Origin of the sequence: Tundrisphaera macrotermitis, assembly GCF_051175315.1 — a bacterium.
Classification (GTDB): domain Bacteria; phylum Planctomycetota; class Planctomycetia; order Isosphaerales; family Isosphaeraceae; genus Tundrisphaera.
Genome location: NZ_CP195100.1, coordinates 830,434 through 846,610, shown reverse-complemented (window position 1 = coordinate 846,610; position 16,177 = coordinate 830,434). Strand labels below are relative to the sequence as shown.

The following is a 16,177-nucleotide window of genomic DNA, read 5'->3' as shown; positions in this document are numbered from 1 at the left end:
CGGGGTCCTCGGTCAGGGCTCGATCGCGTAATAGGCCGCCCCCAGCAGGGCGGCGCGGGGGTTGAGGCTGACGCTGACGTGGAACCGTTCCATGAACTCGCTGAACCGCCCCTTGGCGGTGAATCCGCGCATGAAGGCATCGTTATTCGTGAGCGCATCCAGGAGCTTGGGGGCGATCCCGCCGCCGACGAACACCCCCCCCACCGCCAGGCAGTTGAGCGCCAGGTTGCCGGCCTCGGCCCCGTAGATCTCGGCGAACATGTCGAGGGCCGCCACGCAGTTGGCATCCTCCCCCTTGAGCCCCGCCTGGCTGATCACGATCGCGGGATCATCGGCCTCGGCGAACCGGTCGGACAGCCACGACGGCTCCGGGGCGTTGCCGGAGACGCGGAGGAACTCGTACAGGTTGACGATCCCGGCGCCGGACAGGACGCGCTCGTAGCTGGCGTGCCCGCCGAACTTCGTCCAGAGGTACTGGAGCAGTTCGACCTCGCGAGGGTTGCGGGGGGCGAAGTCGGAGTGCCCCCCTTCCGAGGCGATCGGCTGGAAGTGCCGGCCGTCCCAGAACAGGGTGGCCTCGCCCAACCCCGTGCCGGCGGCGATCACCGCGACGTTGCCGCGACGCCGCCGCGACGTCCCCGTGTTCAGGACGTGGAGTTCGCCGAGGTCGAGGTGGATCATCCCGTAGGCGGTCGCCTCCAGGTCGTTGAGCAGCGTGGCGCGGGGGGCGCCGACCGCCTCCGCCAGCGACGGCTCGTCGATCTCCCAGGGCAGGTTGGTCGTCTCGACCCGGCCGTCCAGGACGGCCCCGGCGACGCCCAGGCAGCAGGCGTCGATGGTCGTGCCGGCGGGGATCTCGGCGAGGAACGCCGAGAGGATCTCGCCGAAGGTGGCGTGCTCCCCGCTCGGGAAGGTCGCCACGTGCTCGGTCGCGCGGAGCTTGGGTCCGACGATCTCGAAGAGCGCCAGGGTCGTCTTGGTCCCGCCGATGTCGCCGGCCAGAATCATGCAAGCAATCCTTTAATGGAAGGGGACGTGCTGCGCCAGGACGTGGGCCACCCTCATGCTCTGGCGGAAGATCGGGTCGGGCTCGCGGTCGGAGAGCTGGCGGCCGATCAGCTCGGCGATCTCCTGGTCGCGGCCCATGACGGTCCGGTCGGCGCAGCACTCGCCGTTCAGGGGGGTGATCGCCAGCCGGCCGTCGGGGTCGGCGGTGAATTCGACCCCGCCGTCCTGGCCTTCGAAACCCCGGGCCACGCGGACCCGGCGGATGGCGGGGGGGCCCTCGGGCAGCCGGTCGATCCGCAGGCGGACCGGCCCGTGGGGCGCGAGGAACTGGAAGGCGATCTCGACGCCCGGTTTCAGCTTGTTGGCCCGGTAGGACCAGCGGAGCCGGGAGGCGAGCCAGCTGGCCAGGTGCCACGCCTGGGTCACGGCGTGGGGGCCGTGCTCGATCAGGATCTCCGAGGCCTCGTCGAGCAGGCCGGGGGCGACCGCCGGGTCCAGTCCCTGCGCCAGGACGCGCCGCCACGTCTTGAGCCGCCGCCAGTTGATGTCCGAGGCGACCCGCCACCGGCCGGCGCCCGGGTCGCGTTCCGTCCTGTCGAGCCAGGGGGAGGTGGCGGCCACGCCGTGGTGCGGGTCGCGCCAGCCCAGGCTGTCGTAGATCACCTGCTGGGCCGACTCGGCGAGGTCGCGGAGGATCGGCCCGGCCAGGGGCGGGGGCTCGGCGCTGGCCCACCAGAGGTTGGTCGGCAGGTCGCCGATCACCAGCCCCCGGACCGCGAACGGCAGCCGGTCCGCGCCCCGGCCCCCGGCCCGGAGCGTGATCTGCTCCGACACGTTGCGGCCCCCCTCGCCGACCCGGCGCACCCGCACCGAGGCCGTCACTTCGCCGGCCCCGCCCTCCGCGTCGGCGATCAGCAGGAGGACCCGGGCCGGGTGCCGGTCCACGATCTCGGGGATCAGCCCGCAGACCCGGTCGGCCTCGCCGGGGTCCCCGCAATAGACGATCAGGTTGGACATCCGGGCGTGGCGCAGCGGGGCCGGGTCGTCGCCCCGGATCGCGGCGGCCTGGCGGGCCAGCTCGGCGTCGACCTCGCGGAGCGGGACGTCGGGGCCGAAGTCGGCCCCCTGGGAGGCGGTGGCCATCTCAGAGCGTCCTCCACTCGCGGCCGTCGGCCTCGATCAGGCGGTCGGCCTCGCGCGGGCCCCACGTCCCGGACTGGTACTGCGGGAGGAACCGGACTTGGCCCTGCGCCCAGTGGTCGAGGATCGGCATCACGAACTCCCAGGCCGCCTCCACCGCATCCCGGCGCATGAACAGGGTGGCGTCGCCGGCCATCACGTCCAGCAGCAGCCTCTCGTACGCCTCGGGGCTCGAACCGCCGAAGCTGGTGCCGTAGTTGAACTCCATCTTCACCGGGTAGATCCGGACCTTCGGCCCCGGCAGCTTCGAGGCCAGCCGCAGCGACATCCCCTCCTCGGGCTGGACCCGGATCGACAGCAGGGTAGGCTCCAGGGGCACGTCCGGGCTCTGGTTGAACAGGACGTTGGGGACGTCCTTGAACTGGATGGCGATCTCGCTGCACCGCTTCGGGAGCCTCTTGCCGGTGCGGAGGTAGAACGGGACGCCCGCCCACCGCCAGTTGTCGATGAAGACCCGCATCGCCACGAACGTCTCGGTGGTGATCGGGTTGGGGATCGGCTCGTTCCTCTTGCCGAAGTAGTCGACCACCTCGCGCTCGTAGTCGGGCACCTGCTCGCCGTCGACCTCGCCCCGGATGTACTGGGCGCGGACCACCGAGCCGTCGACCTCCTCCGGCTTGATCGGGCGGAGGCATCGGAGCACGCCATACTTGGCGTCGCGGACCACGTCGGGCTCCAACGACCAGGGGGGCTCCATCGCGGTCATGCAGAGCACCTGGAGCAGGTGGTTCTGGACCATGTCGCGGAGAGCGCCGACCCCCTCGTAATAGCCGATCCGGCTGGCCGTCACGGCGCCGGTGCTCGGGTCGTGGCGGGAGAGGCCCTCCTCCTCGGCCACGGTGATCTGGACGTGGTCGATGTATTTCTGGTTCCAGAGCGGCTCGAAGATGCTGTTGGCGAACCGGAGGACCAGGAGGTTCTGGACCGTCTCCTTGCCGAGATAGTGGTCGATCCGGTAGGTCTGGTTCTCGGCGAACGCGTGGGCCACCGCCTCGATCACGGCCCGGGCGCTGTCGAGGTCGTGGCCGATCGGCTTCTCGACGATCACCCGGGTGAACGACCGCGTCTCCTCGGGCGGCTGGACCATGCCCGCCGACTTGAGGTGCTCGACGCTGATCGGGACCATCTGGGGCGGGATCGACAGGTAGAAGATCCGGCTGCCCGGGATGCCGAACTGCTGGTCGACGGCGTGGAGCTTCTCCTTCAGGGTCTCATAAGCCTTGAGGTCCTTGAAGCTCCCCTCGACGTAGCTCAGGGCCCGGGAGAAGTCGGCCCAGTGCCCCTCGTCCAGGGGCTGCCGCGAGAAGTGCTGGATCCCGTCGCGGGCCCGGGCCCGGAACCACTCGTCGGGGTCCCCCTGGGAGCCGAGCCCGAAGCCGACCACGGCGAAGTTCGACGGCAAGAGCCCGTCCACGTTCAGGTTGTAGACGGCGGGCAGGAGCTTCCTCCAGGACAGGTCGCCCGCCCCGCCGAAGATCACCAGCACGCACGGCTGGGGCAGGAGGGCGCTGGGCGTGCCGGAGGTCAGCGGGTTGGTCGGCGGTCGGCTGGCGTCGGGCATGGGTCGATCCCGCTACGAGTTGGGGGGTGGGGCCGGCGCGAGGTCGCGCCGGCCGTCTCGGGTCCGATCCGCCCCGATCAACCGCCGGTCGGGCGCTCGACGTGGCCGCCGAACTTGTTGCGCATCGCGGACAGGACCTTGTCGGCGAACGTATGATCCTGCCGCGAGCGGAAGCGGGCGTAGAGCGACGTCGTGAGGACGTCGGCGGGCACGGCCTCCTCCACCGCGGCCATGACCGTCCATCGTCCCTCGCCCGAATCCTGGACATACCCGGTGTAGTTGGAGAGGTCGGGGTTCTCGATCAGGGCCATCGCGGTCAGGTCCAGCAGCCACGACCCGACCACGCTGCCCCGCCGCCAGACCTCGGTGATGTCCGCGATGTCGAGGTCGTAGCGGTACTCTTCCGGCAGATCCTTGGAGTTGGCGTTGCGGAAGATGTCCAGGCCCTCGGCGTAGGCCTGCATCAGGCCGTACTCGATTCCGTTGTGGATCATCTTGACGAAATGCCCCGCGCCGGAGGGGCCGAAGTACCGGTACCCTTCCTCGGCGGTCCCGCCCTTGCCCTCGCGCCCCGGGGTGCGGGGGACGTCGCCGATGCCGGGGGCGAGCGCCTTGAGGATCGGGTCGAGGTGCCGCACCGCCTCCTCGGGCCCGCCGATCATCATGCAGTAGCCGCGTTCGATGCCCCAGACGCCCCCGCTGGTCCCGACGTCCACGTAGTGGATGCCCTTGGGCTCGAGCATCTTCGAGCGCCGGACGTCATCCTTGAAATAGGAATTACCGCCGTCGATGATGATGTCGCCGGCCTCGAAGACCTCGCCCAGTTGCTCGACGGTGGCCTCGGTCGGGTTGCCGGAGGGGACCATCACCCAGGCCGCGCGGGGCCGTGCCAGCTTCGAGGCGAAGTCTTCCAGCGAGGTCGCCCCCACCGCCCCCTCGGCTTCCAGGGCCTTGACCGATTCCTGATTGTGGTCGAAAACCACGCAGTCGTGCCCGGCTTTCATGAGCCGGCGCACCATGTTGCCGCCCATCCGGCCGAGGCCGATCATCCCGAGTTGCACGGTTCGTCTGTCCTTTCGCGGCGGTCAACCGGGCCGATCCGCTCACCCCAATCGCGGCGAGGGAGGCGAGGAGCCGGGACCATCCCGACATCCCCTCTGATTCCGATCCGCTACACGACCAGCGATCAGCGTGCCTTCGCGTTCGAACCCGCGGAGGATTCGGGATCGCGGACGACGCGCGGGCTGTCGAATCCGGGGGGGAACGCCAGCCATTTCGGGTCGATCCCCGGGAGCGACCCGGCCGCGCCCCCGGGTGCATGGCGGGAACGGCCCAGGGCCGAGAGGCCCAGGTAGCGCTGCGTCGCCGCGTCCCAGGTTTCGGACGGGTTCGGGAAAGGGTCGGCCTCCAGCGCCTTGATCAGCCCGTCGACCCGGGCCGCGTCGAATCGCTCCCCTTCCAGCGCCCGGATCCAGGCATCGAGCGACCCGGAGCGGTCGCGGGCCAGCCGGGCCACCTCGGCGGGGTCGGGCTCGTCGCGGGCCATCGCAGAGCGGAGCGGGGCGAACTCCGCGCCCCCCCGGACCGGGTCCAGCGCGGGCAGCATCGCCAGGGGCCAGGTCGCCCAGGACAGGGGGGAGCCGGCGGCATGGGCACCGCCGGGCGAGCCGCCCACCGTGCTCGGCAGCTCGCGATGGCACGAGAAGCAGGCGTATTCGGAGAACTCGGGCCAGGGGCCCGGCCCGTCGGCGCCGGCGGCCTCGGCCCGATCGTGCAGGAGGTCAACCCCCGCCCAGGCGACCGCGACCTGCCCCAGCGCCCAGGCCTGGGCCTCGTTGAAGGAGTCGGGCTCCCGCCAGTGCTTGGGGTAGGCGGCCAGGTACGAGGCGAACTCGAAATTGAGTCGGGGATGGCCGGCCGCGATCAGGTCGTGGTCGACGTCCATCCCCCGCGACCGATCGCCGACGTGGCAGCCGACGCAGGACCGGACCCGCGCCAGGGGCGCATCGAGGTCGATCATCCCGGCCTCGGCCTTAAACCCGGCATCCTTCGCCCGCCAGTCGGCCGCGAGATGAGCGTCCTTCCACCGCGAGGCCGGGCCGTGGCAGGCCTCGCAGTCGACGCCAGCCCGGAGGCTTTCCGCGGCGGGATCGGGATCGGCCCCGCCGATCGGCCCGAGCGACGCGGCGGGGGCGTGGCAGGCCAGGCAGGCCGGGGCCTGGTGCGCAGGCCGGCCGTCGAGCCGTCGCGAGAGCCGTTTGGCGATCCCCCGGGAGCGCTCGTCCCGCAGGACGCTGCCGGCCCGGGCGTGCGGGTCGAAGGTCCGCCAGGTGGTGAACTCCCCGCCCTGGAAGGCGACCGCCCCGTGGGCCGGGTCGGAGGCGCCGACCCCGCCGTGGCAACCCTTCGCGGCGCACGACCCGCCGCCGATCCGGGCGGGGACGTCGGAGGAGGTCGCCGGGCGTGTCCGGGGCTCGGCCGCCCTCGCCGATACGCCCGCCATCCCCAGCACGATCAGGGCGGCGATCGGGGCCGAGAGCGGCCCGGGACCCCGCGAAGGCCATCGTCTCGGCATGGATTCTCGCCCGTCGCTCCCCCGTGGATTAGCCGGCCTCCCACCGTGCCAGACGGGCCGGGCCGACGCAAGGGGCCAAGCCTCCGGCGGGCCGAGGGGTCGATTCGCGGAGTCGAGAATCCCCGTCCCGAATCGGAGAATTTCGTGAGGGACGCGGGCCGAGGAGATCGGCCCGGTCGGAAATTTTCCACGACCATACCCCGACGAGTGTCATGGCCGGGCGCGGCCTCGCCGCAAGCGGTTCCGGATGCGAGGGGAATCCCCCTCAAGGGAGATGCGTCGAGAGTCCTATCCGGTGGGCTTTCGCCCGCATCGGGTTGCGAAAGAAGGGGCGGTTGCAGGGTGTGCCCACTTGTGGGAGGCCGATTCATGGGTTAGGCTCGGCCCCTGTCGATGGCGAGGTCGGTATTGCCGGGGCGGAACGACGCCCAGGGCCCCCCGATCCTGTCCACCTCGGGTCGGGGCATCGCGTTTGCGATGGCCACCCAATCACGTCGAGAGCCCATCGCCCGTTGATCTTCCGGAAGGTCGCCGACGCGGCATGGCCCGACCACGCCCACGAATGAGTCTGCGGTAAGGCCCGATCGTGCCGAGGGGCGGGGACTGTTCCCGCCCGCGATCGCGGGGAGGAAGGGATAGGGACGCTGATGGCCCAGGTCTTCCATCCGAGCATGAATACGGTGTCACGGCTCACGATCGTCGTGGCCGCGATGGTCGGGCTGGCGGTGCCCGGCCTGGCGTATTTCATCAATCAATCGCCCTACGAGACGCTGGTGCGCGTCGTCCGCGATCAGCCGGTCCCGTTCAGCCACGAACACCACGCACGCGGGTTGGGCATCGACTGCCGGTATTGCCACACGTCGGTGGAGGTCTCGGCTTCGGCCGGCATGCCGCCGACTTATACCTGCATGAGCTGCCACTCGCAGATCTGGAAGAACGCCCCGATGCTGGAGCCCGTCCGGGCCAGCCTCCGGGACGACAAGCCGATCGAATGGAATCGGGTCCACCAGGTCCCCGACTTCGTCTACTTCAACCACGGCATCCACGTCCAGAAGGGCGTGGGCTGCTCCGAATGCCACGGGCGCGTCGACAAGATGCCCCTGGCCTGGAAAGAACAGCCGCTCACGATGGAATGGTGCCTGGATTGCCACCGCCATCCGGAGCAGCACGTCCGCCCGAAAGAAGCCGTGTTCGTCATGGACTGGGCTTCCAAGGGGGACCGGGTCGAAGAAGGCAAAAAATTGGTCAAAGACTATAACATCGAGGTCGGGCGGCTGGACAACTGCTCGATTTGTCACCGATGAGAATGCCTCGCGAGAACCCCGACGTCGACCTCGTGGAGATTCGGACCCGTCTCGCCAAGGCGAACGGGCCGACCTACTGGCGGAGCCTGGAGGAGCTGGCCGGGACGGAAACGTTCCAGCAGTACCTCCACCGCGAGTTCCCCGAGAACGCGACGGAATGGACCGACCCCGTCGGCCGCCGGAAATTCCTGGGGCTGATGGGCGCCTCGCTGGCCCTGGCCGGCGTCTCGGGGTGCGCGATCCGCGTCCCCGAGAAGATCGTCCCGTGGGTCAAGGCCCCCGAGAATGTGGTCCCCGGGCGCCCGCAGTTCTACGCCACCGCGATGACCCTGGGCGGGCTGGCCACCGGCCTGCTCGTCGAGAGCCACGCGGGCCGGCCCACCAAGATCGAGGGCAACCCCGATCACCCGGCCAGCCGGGGCAAGACCGACATCTTCGCCCAGGCGGAGACGCTGGTCCTGTACGACCCGGATCGCTCCCAGGTCATCCTCAACGAGGGCGAGGTCAGCACCTGGGATAATTTCCTGGCGATGCTGACCACCCAGGTGGCCGTCCAGCGGGCGAAGAAGGGGGCCGGGCTGCGGATCCTGACCGAATCGGTCAATTCGCCGAGCCTCGCCGCGCTGATCCAGGAAGTGCTGGCCGCCCAGCCCGAGGCCAGGTGGCATCGGTATGAGCCGGTCGGCCACGGCAACTCCCGCGAGGGGGCGAAGCTGGCGTTCGGCGAGGCGGTGGACCCGGTCTACCACCTGGATCGAGCCGACGTGATCCTGTCGCTCGACTCCGACTTCCTGGCCTGCGGATCCCCGGGGCGGGCCAACGACGAGGCCGCTTACGCCGCCCGGCGTACGCCCAAGGCCGGGGCGATGAACCGGCTCTACGTCGCCGAGGGGGCCTTCACCGCCACCGGGGCGTCGGCCGACCATCGCCTGCCGATCCGGCCCACCATGATCGTCGACCTGGCCCTGGCGATCGCCAAGGAAGCCGGCGTGGAAGGCGTGGCCGACCCGGCCGGGCTGACCGAGGCCCAGGCCAAGTGGGCCGGGGCGGTCGCCCGCGACCTCAAGGCCCACGCCAAGAAGGGGCTCGTCGTCGTCGGCGAGGCGCTGCCTCCCTACGCCCACGCCCTCGGCCACGCGATCAACCAGGCGCTCGGCAACATCGGCCCGGAAGGGACCATCGAGTTCGTCCCGACCGTCGAGGCCGAGCCCGTCGATCCGGTCGCCTCGCTCCGCGAGCTGACCAAGGACATCGAGGCCGGCAAGGTCGAGCTGCTCCTGATCCTGGGCGGGAACCCCGCGTACTCGGCCCCGGTCGACGTCGGGTTCGAGCAGGATGCCGAGGACGCCAAGAACGGCCCCGATGGGCTCACCCGGTTCGCCCGGGCGATCCAGAAGGTCCCGATCAGCGTCCACCTCGGGCTCCACGACGACGAGACGTCGGCGGTCGCGTCCTGGCACGTCCCCGCCGCCCACTTTCTCGAATCCTGGGGCGACGCCCGGGGCTTCGACGGGACGGCGTCGGTGGTCCAGCCCCTGATCGCGCCGCTCTACGGCGGGCGGACCTCGTACGAGATCCTCGCGGCCATGCTCGGCCAGTTCGACCGCTCGCCCCTGGCGGTGGTCCGCGACTACTGGCGGAAGGCCGGCGGCCTGGGCGAGACCGACCTCGCCTGGCGGACGGCCGTCGAATCCGGGGTGATCGCCAACTCCCGGTTCACCCCGAAGGCGGTCACGGCCAAGCCGGTCGGCGACTTCGGCCCCAAGCCGGCGCCCCGGGGCAGCGACTTCGAGCTGATGTTCCGGCCCGACCCGACGATCTGGGACGGCCGCTATGCCAACAACGGCTGGCTCCAGGAGCTGCCCAAGCCGATCACCAAGCTGGTCTGGGACAACGCCGCCCTGATCGCCCCGGCCACGGCCGAGAAGATCGGGTTCAAGCTCGGCGGGGGCCCGCAGGGGGTCGACCAGGCCTACAAGATCAACGGCAAGCTGGTCACCCTGAAGTACCAGGGCCATGAGCTGACCCTCCCCGTGTTCGTGGTGCCCGGGCAGGCCGAGGGGACCGTCCTGGTCCACCTGGGCTACGGCCGGACCCGCGCCGGCAAGGTCGGCACCAAGGTCGGCTTCAACGCCAACGCGTTGCGGACCGCCGACGCCCCCTGGGGCGGCATGGGGGCCTCGATGGCGATCGCCGGCGGCGAGTACCCGCTGGCCACCACCCAGATGCAGCGCAACATCGAGGGGCGCGATCACGTCCGGGTCGCCACCCTGGCGGACTTCATCGCCGACGCCGACGTGTTCGAGGACGAGCACGCCAAGCACACCAAGGAGCATGGCCCCGGGTCGCTGGTCGAGGAGTTCAACCACGCCCCGACCGACAAGCCCCACAACCCCCACGATCGCGAGGGGTACGCCTGGGGGATGACGATCGACCTCAACGCGTGCACCGGTTGCAGCACCTGCGTGATCGCCTGCCAGGCCGAGAATAACATCCCGGTCATCGGCAAAGAGCAGATCATGACCGGGCGCAACATGCAGTGGATGGAGGTCGATACCTACTTCTCCGGCGGGCTCGGCGACGACACCGAGGCCTACTTCCAGCCCCGGACCTGCATGCATTGCGAGAAGGCCCCCTGCGAGCTGGTCTGCCCGGTCGCCGCGACCGTGCACGACGCCGAGGGGCTCAACGTGATGATCTACAACCGCTGCGTCGGCACCCGGTATTGCGGCAACAACTGCCCGTACAAGGTCCGGCACTTCAACTTCCTCCAGTATGCCGACCTGGAGACCCAGAGCCTCAAGCTGCTCAACAACCCCGACGTCACGGTCCGGTCGCGGGGCGTGATGGAGAAGTGCACCTACTGCATCCAGCGGATCAGCGGTGCGCGGATCGCGGCCAAGGAGCGCGGGCCCCACGAGCGGATCAAGGACGACGAGTTGAAGACGGCGTGCCAGGCGGCCTGCCCGTCCAACGCGATCGTCTTCGGCGACCTCAGCAACCCCGACAGTCAGGTCTCCAAGATCAAGCGGGATCAGCGGAACTACGCGATGCTCGGCGAGCTGAACACGCGGCCGCGGACCACCTATTTGGGGAAGATCCGCAACCCCAACCCCGAACTGGAGGCGTGACGCGATGCCGCCCAAGGACATGACTCACGCTCCGGACGGGGGCAGGGAGCTGCCCGTCCTGGCCCCGGGCCAGACCTACACCTCGGTCACCGCCACGATCAGCGACGTCGCCCTGGTCCGCCCCTATCAGAAGGGGTGGTTCTTCGGCCTGCTGATCGGGTTCGGGCTGCTGCAGGGGCTGATGGTCGCGGTCGCCTACCTGCTCTTCAAGGGGACCGGCATCTGGGGCATCAACCGCCCCGTGATGTGGGGCTTCGCGATCATCAACTTCGTCTGGTGGATCGGCATCGGCCACGCCGGGACGCTGATCTCGGCGATCTTGCTGCTGGTCAAGCAGCAGTGGCGGACGTCGATCAACCGGTTCGCCGAGGCGATGACCCTGTTCGCCGTGGCCTGCGCCGGGATGTTCCCGCTCCTCCACATGGGGCGGCCCTGGTGCTTCTACTGGATGGGGCCGTACCCCAACACGATGGCCCTGTGGCCGCAGTTCCGCAGCCCTCTGGTGTGGGACGTGTTCGCGGTGTCGACCTACGGGGCGGTCTCCGCCCTGTTCTGGTACGTCGGCCTGATCCCCGACCTGGCGACCTTCCGCGACCGGGCCAAGAACGCCTACGCCCGGATGGCCTACGGGGCCGCGGCCCTGGGTTGGACCGGGTCGGCCCGGCACTGGAAGCGGTACCAGTCGGCCTACCTGATCCTGGCCGGCCTGTCGACGCCGCTGGTGGTCTCGGTGCACACGATCGTGAGCTTCGACTTCACCATCGGCATCATCCCCGGCTGGCACTCGACGATCTTCCCGCCCTACTTCGTGGCGGGGGCCATCTACGCCGGGTTCGCGATGGTGCTCACGCTGATGATCCCCCTCCGGAAGTGGTACGGCTTCGAGGGGATGATCACCATGCGTCACATCGACAACATGGCCAAGATCATGCTGGCCACCGGGATGCTGGTCACCTACGGCTACTTCATGGAAACCTTCATGGCTTATTACGGCGGTAATAAGTACGAGGGCTACATGATGACCAACCGCCTGGAAGGGCCATACGCCCCGTTCTACCTGGCCCTGCTGGTGTGCAACTGCCTGTCGATCCAGCCCCTGTGGTTCCGCGGCCCGCGGCACAACCTGATCGTGCTCTGGATCATCGCCATGTTCGTGAACGTGGGGATGTGGTTGGAACGGTTCGTGATCGTGGTGATGAGCCTCCATCGCGACTTCGTCCCCGGTGCCTGGGGCATGTACACCCCGACCCAGTGGGACTGGATGACCTACGCCGGCACCATCGGCCTGTTCCTCACCCTGCTGCTGCTCTTCGTCCGGTTCCTGCCGGCCATCGCGATCTCCGAGATGAAGGAACTGGTCCACGCGACCAGCCATCACGAGACCGAGCACGAGACGCCGCTCGCCGGCGCCGGGGCCTCGACCCACGGGGGGAGCCACTGACCCATGCACCACGATCATGCCCCCAAGGGGCCCTACGGCCTGATGGCCGAGTTCCTCCAGCCCGAGGACTTGTTGGCCGCCGCCCGGCGGGCCACGGCCGAGGGTTACACGGCCGTCGATGCCTACTCTCCGTTCCCGGTGCACGGCGTCGACGAGGCGATCGGCGCCCGGACGCACCTCCCCTGGCTGATCTTCTTCGGGGGATTGGCCGGCGGGATCGGCGGGTTCGCGATGCAGGCGTTCGCCTCGGCGGTCCACTACAAGATCGACATCGCCGGCAAGCCCTACGTGAGCTGGCCGTCGTTCATGCCGATCACCTTCGAGCTGACGGTGCTCGTGGCGGCCAGCACGGCGGTCTTCGGGATGCTGTTCCTCAACGGCTTCCCCAAGCCCTATGACCCGGTGTTCAACGTCCCCGAGTTCAAGGGGGCGTCGCAGGACCGGTTCTTCCTGTGCATCCGCGCCGACGACCCCAAGTTCTCGCTGGAAACTACCTCGCGGTTCCTGGAAAGCCTGGAGCCCAAGACCCTCACCGAAGTCCCGTTCTGAAAGGCCACGATGCGGACCGGGAACGAACCCAAGATCGAAGCCCCCCGCCCGGCGCGTGCCCTGGCCCGCATCGGGCTGGCGGCGGCTTGCCTCGTGTTCTGGACGGGCTGTCGGAAAGACATGTACGCCCAGCCGAGATATGAAGACTACGAGCCCTCGACCTCGTTCGTCGACGGGACGTCGTCGCGGCCGATCGTGGCCGGGACGGTCGCCCGGGGCGAGTTGCGGGCCGACGACCACTACTACACCGGCAAGGTCGACGGCAAGGAGGTGGACACGTTCCCCTTCGCCGTCGATGCCGCGACCCTGGAACTGGGCCGCGAGCGCTTCGGCGTGTTCTGCGCCCCGTGCCACGGCCGGACCGGCGACGGGGCGGGCATGGTCGTGCGTCGCGGGTTCTCCCCGCCGCCCACCTTCCACTCCTCGTACCTCCGCGACGTCCCGGTCGGCCACTTCTTCACCGTGATCACCAACGGGTATGGGGCGATGTACTCGTACGCGGCCCGCATCCCGGTCGATCAGCGGTGGGCGATCGCCGCCTACATCCGCACGCTCCAGTATAGCCAGAATGCCCAACCCGCCGACCTGACCGAGGACGATCGCCAGAAGTTGGCGGAGGCCGCGAAATGAACAATCAAGGACCGCTCCCCCCCGTCGCCGCATCGATCCGCGGGGGGGCCCTCGTCGCCGGCCTCGTCGGGATGGTGCTCTGCGCGGTGGGGGTCTTCGCCAACATCGTCGATGTCCGGCAGTTCGGCCGCTCGTACCTGTTCGCCTACATCTTCTTTCTGGGGCTGTCGCTCGGCTCCCTGGCCTTGCTGATGCTGCACCGCCAGGTCGGCGGGGCCTGGGGCATCCTGGTCCGGCGACCCCTGGAATCCGGGGCGATGACGCTCCCGCTGATGGCGCTCCTGTTCCTGCCGATCGCGATGAACATGGGGGCCATCTACCCCTGGGTCAACCACCCGGCGGCGTCGCACGTCCCGGAGGGGGGGAACCCGAGCACGCCGTCGGCCCTGCCCGATGACGCGGCCCACCCGGAGGTGAAGGATCATGCCGAGGCCAAGCCCGGCCCGGTCTCGCTGTCGCCTTCGCTGGCGAAGCGGGCGAAGTTCAACTTCAAGGATCAGGTCGAGGCGACCAACGTCGAACGGCTCCACTTCAAGAACCTGTGGCTCAAGCCCAACGCCTGGATGATCCGCGCCGCGATCTACTTCGCGATCTGGATTGTGCTGGCCTTGATCCTGAACGCCGGCTCCAAGGCCCAGGATCGCAACGCCTCCAAGGCGACCGACATCGCGTACCGCCTCCAGGGCCTCAGCGCCCCGGGGCTGGTGCTCTACTTCCTGTCGGTCTCGTTCGCCCTGGTCGACTGGGGGATGTCGCTCGACCCCGAGTGGTACTCGTCGATCTACGGGGTCCTGATCATCGTCGGACAGGGCGTCTCGACGATGGCCTTCATGATCCTGATCACCGCGCTGATCACGGGCCGGGGGGAGACCGACGGTCTGGACACCCCGGAGACGTTCAACGACCTGGGCAACCTGCTCCTGGCCATGACCATGCTCTGGGCCTACATTTCCTTCTCCCAGTTCCTGATCATCTGGGCGGGCGACCTGTCCGAGGAAAACCCCTGGTATCTGGTCCGCCTGTCCGGGGGCTGGTGGTACGTCGGGGTGGGGATGATCATCTTCCACTTCGCCGTCCCGTTCCTGCTCCTGCTCCGCCGGCCGTTCAAGCGGCGGATCGACACGCTGTGGCCGGTCGCGGCCCTGGTCCTGGCCGCCCACTTCGTCAACGACTACTGGCTGATCACCCCCTCGTTCGCGATCGCCAACGATTCGTTGTTCAACCACTGGACCGACATCGCGGCGCCCCTGGGCATCGGCGGGCTCTGGCTGTTCGTCTTCTTCTTCTTCCTCAAGGGGAAGCCGCTCATCACCCTGCATGACCCCGAACTGCTGCCGGCCCTCAGGCAAGCGGGAGGCCATTGACCCATGGACCATTCGCCCCGTTCCGAAGCGCCGGACCGCGGTCCCGGGTATGAGACTCGCGACCTGGCCCTGAAGCCGATTGTCTACTTCGTGGTGGGCCTCCTCCTGTTCGGGGGGGCGGTCCAGTACGTCATGCGGACGATCATGACGGTGTACTACTTCCCGCAATCGGCCTCGGCGAACGTCCCGAAATTCGACGACGTGATGCGGGACCAGAACCAGCCGTACGCCCCGCAGCTCCAGCGCGACACCACCAAGGACATGCTCGAAATGTATGCCCAGGAGGACGCGATCCTGGAGAGCTACGGCGTCGACAAGAAGACCGGGGCGCAGCGGATCCCGCTCGCCCGGGCCATCGATGTCGTCGCCAGGAAAGGTCTCCCGGTCCGCCCCAATCCGCCGGAGCGGCCCAAGGAACTGGCCTATCCCGCGCGTTCCGAGCCGTACAAGGCGACGCCGTAAACGGCCTAGCACCCAAGGAATTCCCATGAACCGCCTCGCCGCCCCAACCGAGATCCGCGCAACCCGAGCCGCCCGGCCCCGCCGCGCGGCGGGTGCGGGTCCTCGCGCGGGCCTGGGGTCGTTGCTGGTCGCGATGGGCCTGATCGTGGCGGGATTCGATTCCGCCGCGGTCGCCCAGCCCGGCGGGGCCCTCGCCGACGTGAAGTTCGATCAGAAGCTCGATTCGCAGATCCCGCTCACCTTGAAGTTCCGCGACGAGTCCGGACGCGAGGTCCAGCTCTCCGATTACTTCGGCCGCCGGCCGGTGATCCTGACGATGAGCTACGCCGACTGCCCGTTGCTGTGCTCGCAGGTCCTGGGCGGCCTGGCCCGCAGCCTCCGGCCGCTCAGGTACTCGATCGGCAAGGAATTCGACGTCATCAACGTGAGCATCGACCCGAACGAGACCCCGGAGCGGGCGCTGAAGCAGAAGACCACCTATGTGAGGCGGTACAACCGCGAAGGGGCCGCCGAGGGCTGGCACTTCCTGACCGGGGACAAGGCCGCGATCGCGAGCCTCGCCAGGTCGGTCGGCTTCCAGTTCTCCTACAGCGCTCAGACCGGCAAGTACGCCCACGCGGCCGGGATGGTCTTCCTAACCAAGAACGGCAGGGTCTCGCGCTACATCTACGGCGTCGAGCCCGAGGCCCGCGAGATCGAGTTTGCGTTGATGGACTCCTCGATCGGCAAGATCGGGTCGCCGATCAAGCAGGTGCTCCTGTTCTGCTACGACTACGACCCGGCGACCGGTAAATACACCTTCGCGATCATGAACGTGATCCGCGCCCTCGGGATCGCCACCGCCCTGACCCTGGGTGGCTTCCTCCTCGTGATGCTCAGGCGCGATCGACGGATGGCCCGGGCGAGCAAGGCCAGGTTCCCCGAACTCCCTCCAGGACCGGTGATTTCTTAA

The 16,177-nt window shown here is 69.0% G+C and carries 13 protein-coding genes; 8 read left to right on the top strand and 5 right to left on the bottom strand.

All coding sequences use genetic code 11. The annotated features are described in order from the left end of the window. Nucleotides 1–12 precede the first annotated feature (12 nt). The 5 genes from glk to TA3x_RS03695 all read right to left on the bottom strand — a co-directional run bounded on the left by glk (nucleotide 13) and on the right by TA3x_RS03695 (nucleotide 6,344). A complete protein-coding gene (gene glk, locus TA3x_RS03715; RefSeq protein ID WP_435018758.1) occupies nucleotides 13–1,008 on the bottom strand; it encodes a glucokinase in 996 nt (331 codons plus the stop codon). A gap of 12 nt (nucleotides 1,009–1,020) precedes the next feature. Then, nucleotides 1,021–2,151, bottom strand: coding sequence for a glucose-6-phosphate dehydrogenase assembly protein OpcA (locus tag TA3x_RS03710; RefSeq protein ID WP_435018757.1), 1,131 nt, complete (start codon nucleotides 2,149–2,151; stop codon nucleotides 1,021–1,023). Nucleotide 2,152: 1 nt separating this feature from the next. Next, nucleotides 2,153–3,769, bottom strand: a complete 1,617-nt coding sequence (gene zwf / locus TA3x_RS03705; protein ID WP_435018756.1) for a glucose-6-phosphate dehydrogenase — start codon at nucleotides 3,767–3,769, stop codon at nucleotides 2,153–2,155. A 77-nt stretch (nucleotides 3,770–3,846) separates the two neighbouring features. Beyond that, nucleotides 3,847–4,830 carry a phosphogluconate dehydrogenase (NAD(+)-dependent, decarboxylating) gene (gene gnd, locus TA3x_RS03700; RefSeq protein ID WP_435018755.1) on the bottom strand — a complete coding sequence of 328 codons (984 nt, stop codon included), beginning with the start codon at nucleotides 4,828–4,830 and terminating at the stop codon, nucleotides 3,847–3,849. 125 nt (nucleotides 4,831–4,955) lie between these two features. Further along, complete coding sequence (locus TA3x_RS03695) at nucleotides 4,956–6,344, bottom strand: multiheme c-type cytochrome (RefSeq protein ID WP_435018754.1); 1,389 nt, start codon at nucleotides 6,342–6,344, stop codon at nucleotides 4,956–4,958. Nucleotides 6,345–6,991: 647 nt separating this feature from the next. Here TA3x_RS03695 and TA3x_RS03690 point away from each other — a divergent pair. From TA3x_RS03690 to TA3x_RS03655, 8 genes are read left to right on the top strand one after another with little or no spacing between them, the layout of a single operon-like run. After that, the gene (locus TA3x_RS03690) at nucleotides 6,992–7,648 is read left to right on the top strand and encodes a cytochrome c3 family protein (RefSeq protein WP_435018753.1); all 657 of its coding nucleotides are present in this window, start codon (nucleotides 6,992–6,994) and stop codon (nucleotides 7,646–7,648) included. Further along, nucleotides 7,645–10,779, top strand: coding sequence for a TAT-variant-translocated molybdopterin oxidoreductase (locus TA3x_RS03685; protein ID WP_435018752.1), 3,135 nt, complete (start codon nucleotides 7,645–7,647; stop codon nucleotides 10,777–10,779). Before TA3x_RS03690 ends, TA3x_RS03685 begins: the two co-directional genes overlap by 4 nt. Before the next feature lie 4 nt (nucleotides 10,780–10,783). Further along, nucleotides 10,784–12,220, top strand: a complete 1,437-nt coding sequence (nrfD, locus tag TA3x_RS03680; RefSeq protein ID WP_435018751.1) for an NrfD/PsrC family molybdoenzyme membrane anchor subunit — start codon at nucleotides 10,784–10,786, stop codon at nucleotides 12,218–12,220. Nucleotides 12,221–12,223: 3 nt separating this feature from the next. Continuing rightward, nucleotides 12,224–12,769, top strand: coding sequence for a DUF3341 domain-containing protein (locus TA3x_RS03675; protein ID WP_435018750.1), 546 nt, complete (start codon nucleotides 12,224–12,226; stop codon nucleotides 12,767–12,769). 9 nt (nucleotides 12,770–12,778) lie between these two features. Further along, nucleotides 12,779–13,399 (top strand): c-type cytochrome, encoded by a 621-nt coding sequence (locus tag TA3x_RS03670; RefSeq protein WP_435018749.1) that lies wholly within the window; start codon nucleotides 12,779–12,781, stop codon nucleotides 13,397–13,399. Further along, complete coding sequence (locus TA3x_RS03665; protein WP_435018748.1) at nucleotides 13,396–14,763, top strand: hypothetical protein; 1,368 nt, start codon at nucleotides 13,396–13,398, stop codon at nucleotides 14,761–14,763. The genes TA3x_RS03670 and TA3x_RS03665 overlap by 4 nt, the downstream gene beginning before the upstream one ends. Nucleotides 14,764–14,766: 3 nt before the next feature. Next, entirely contained in the window at nucleotides 14,767–15,225 is a 459-nt protein-coding gene (locus tag TA3x_RS03660) for a hypothetical protein (protein WP_435018747.1), read from the top strand. 25 nt (nucleotides 15,226–15,250) lie between these two features. Next, on the top strand, nucleotides 15,251–16,177 hold the full coding sequence (locus TA3x_RS03655) for an SCO family protein (protein WP_435018746.1): 927 nt from the start codon (nucleotides 15,251–15,253) through the stop codon (nucleotides 16,175–16,177).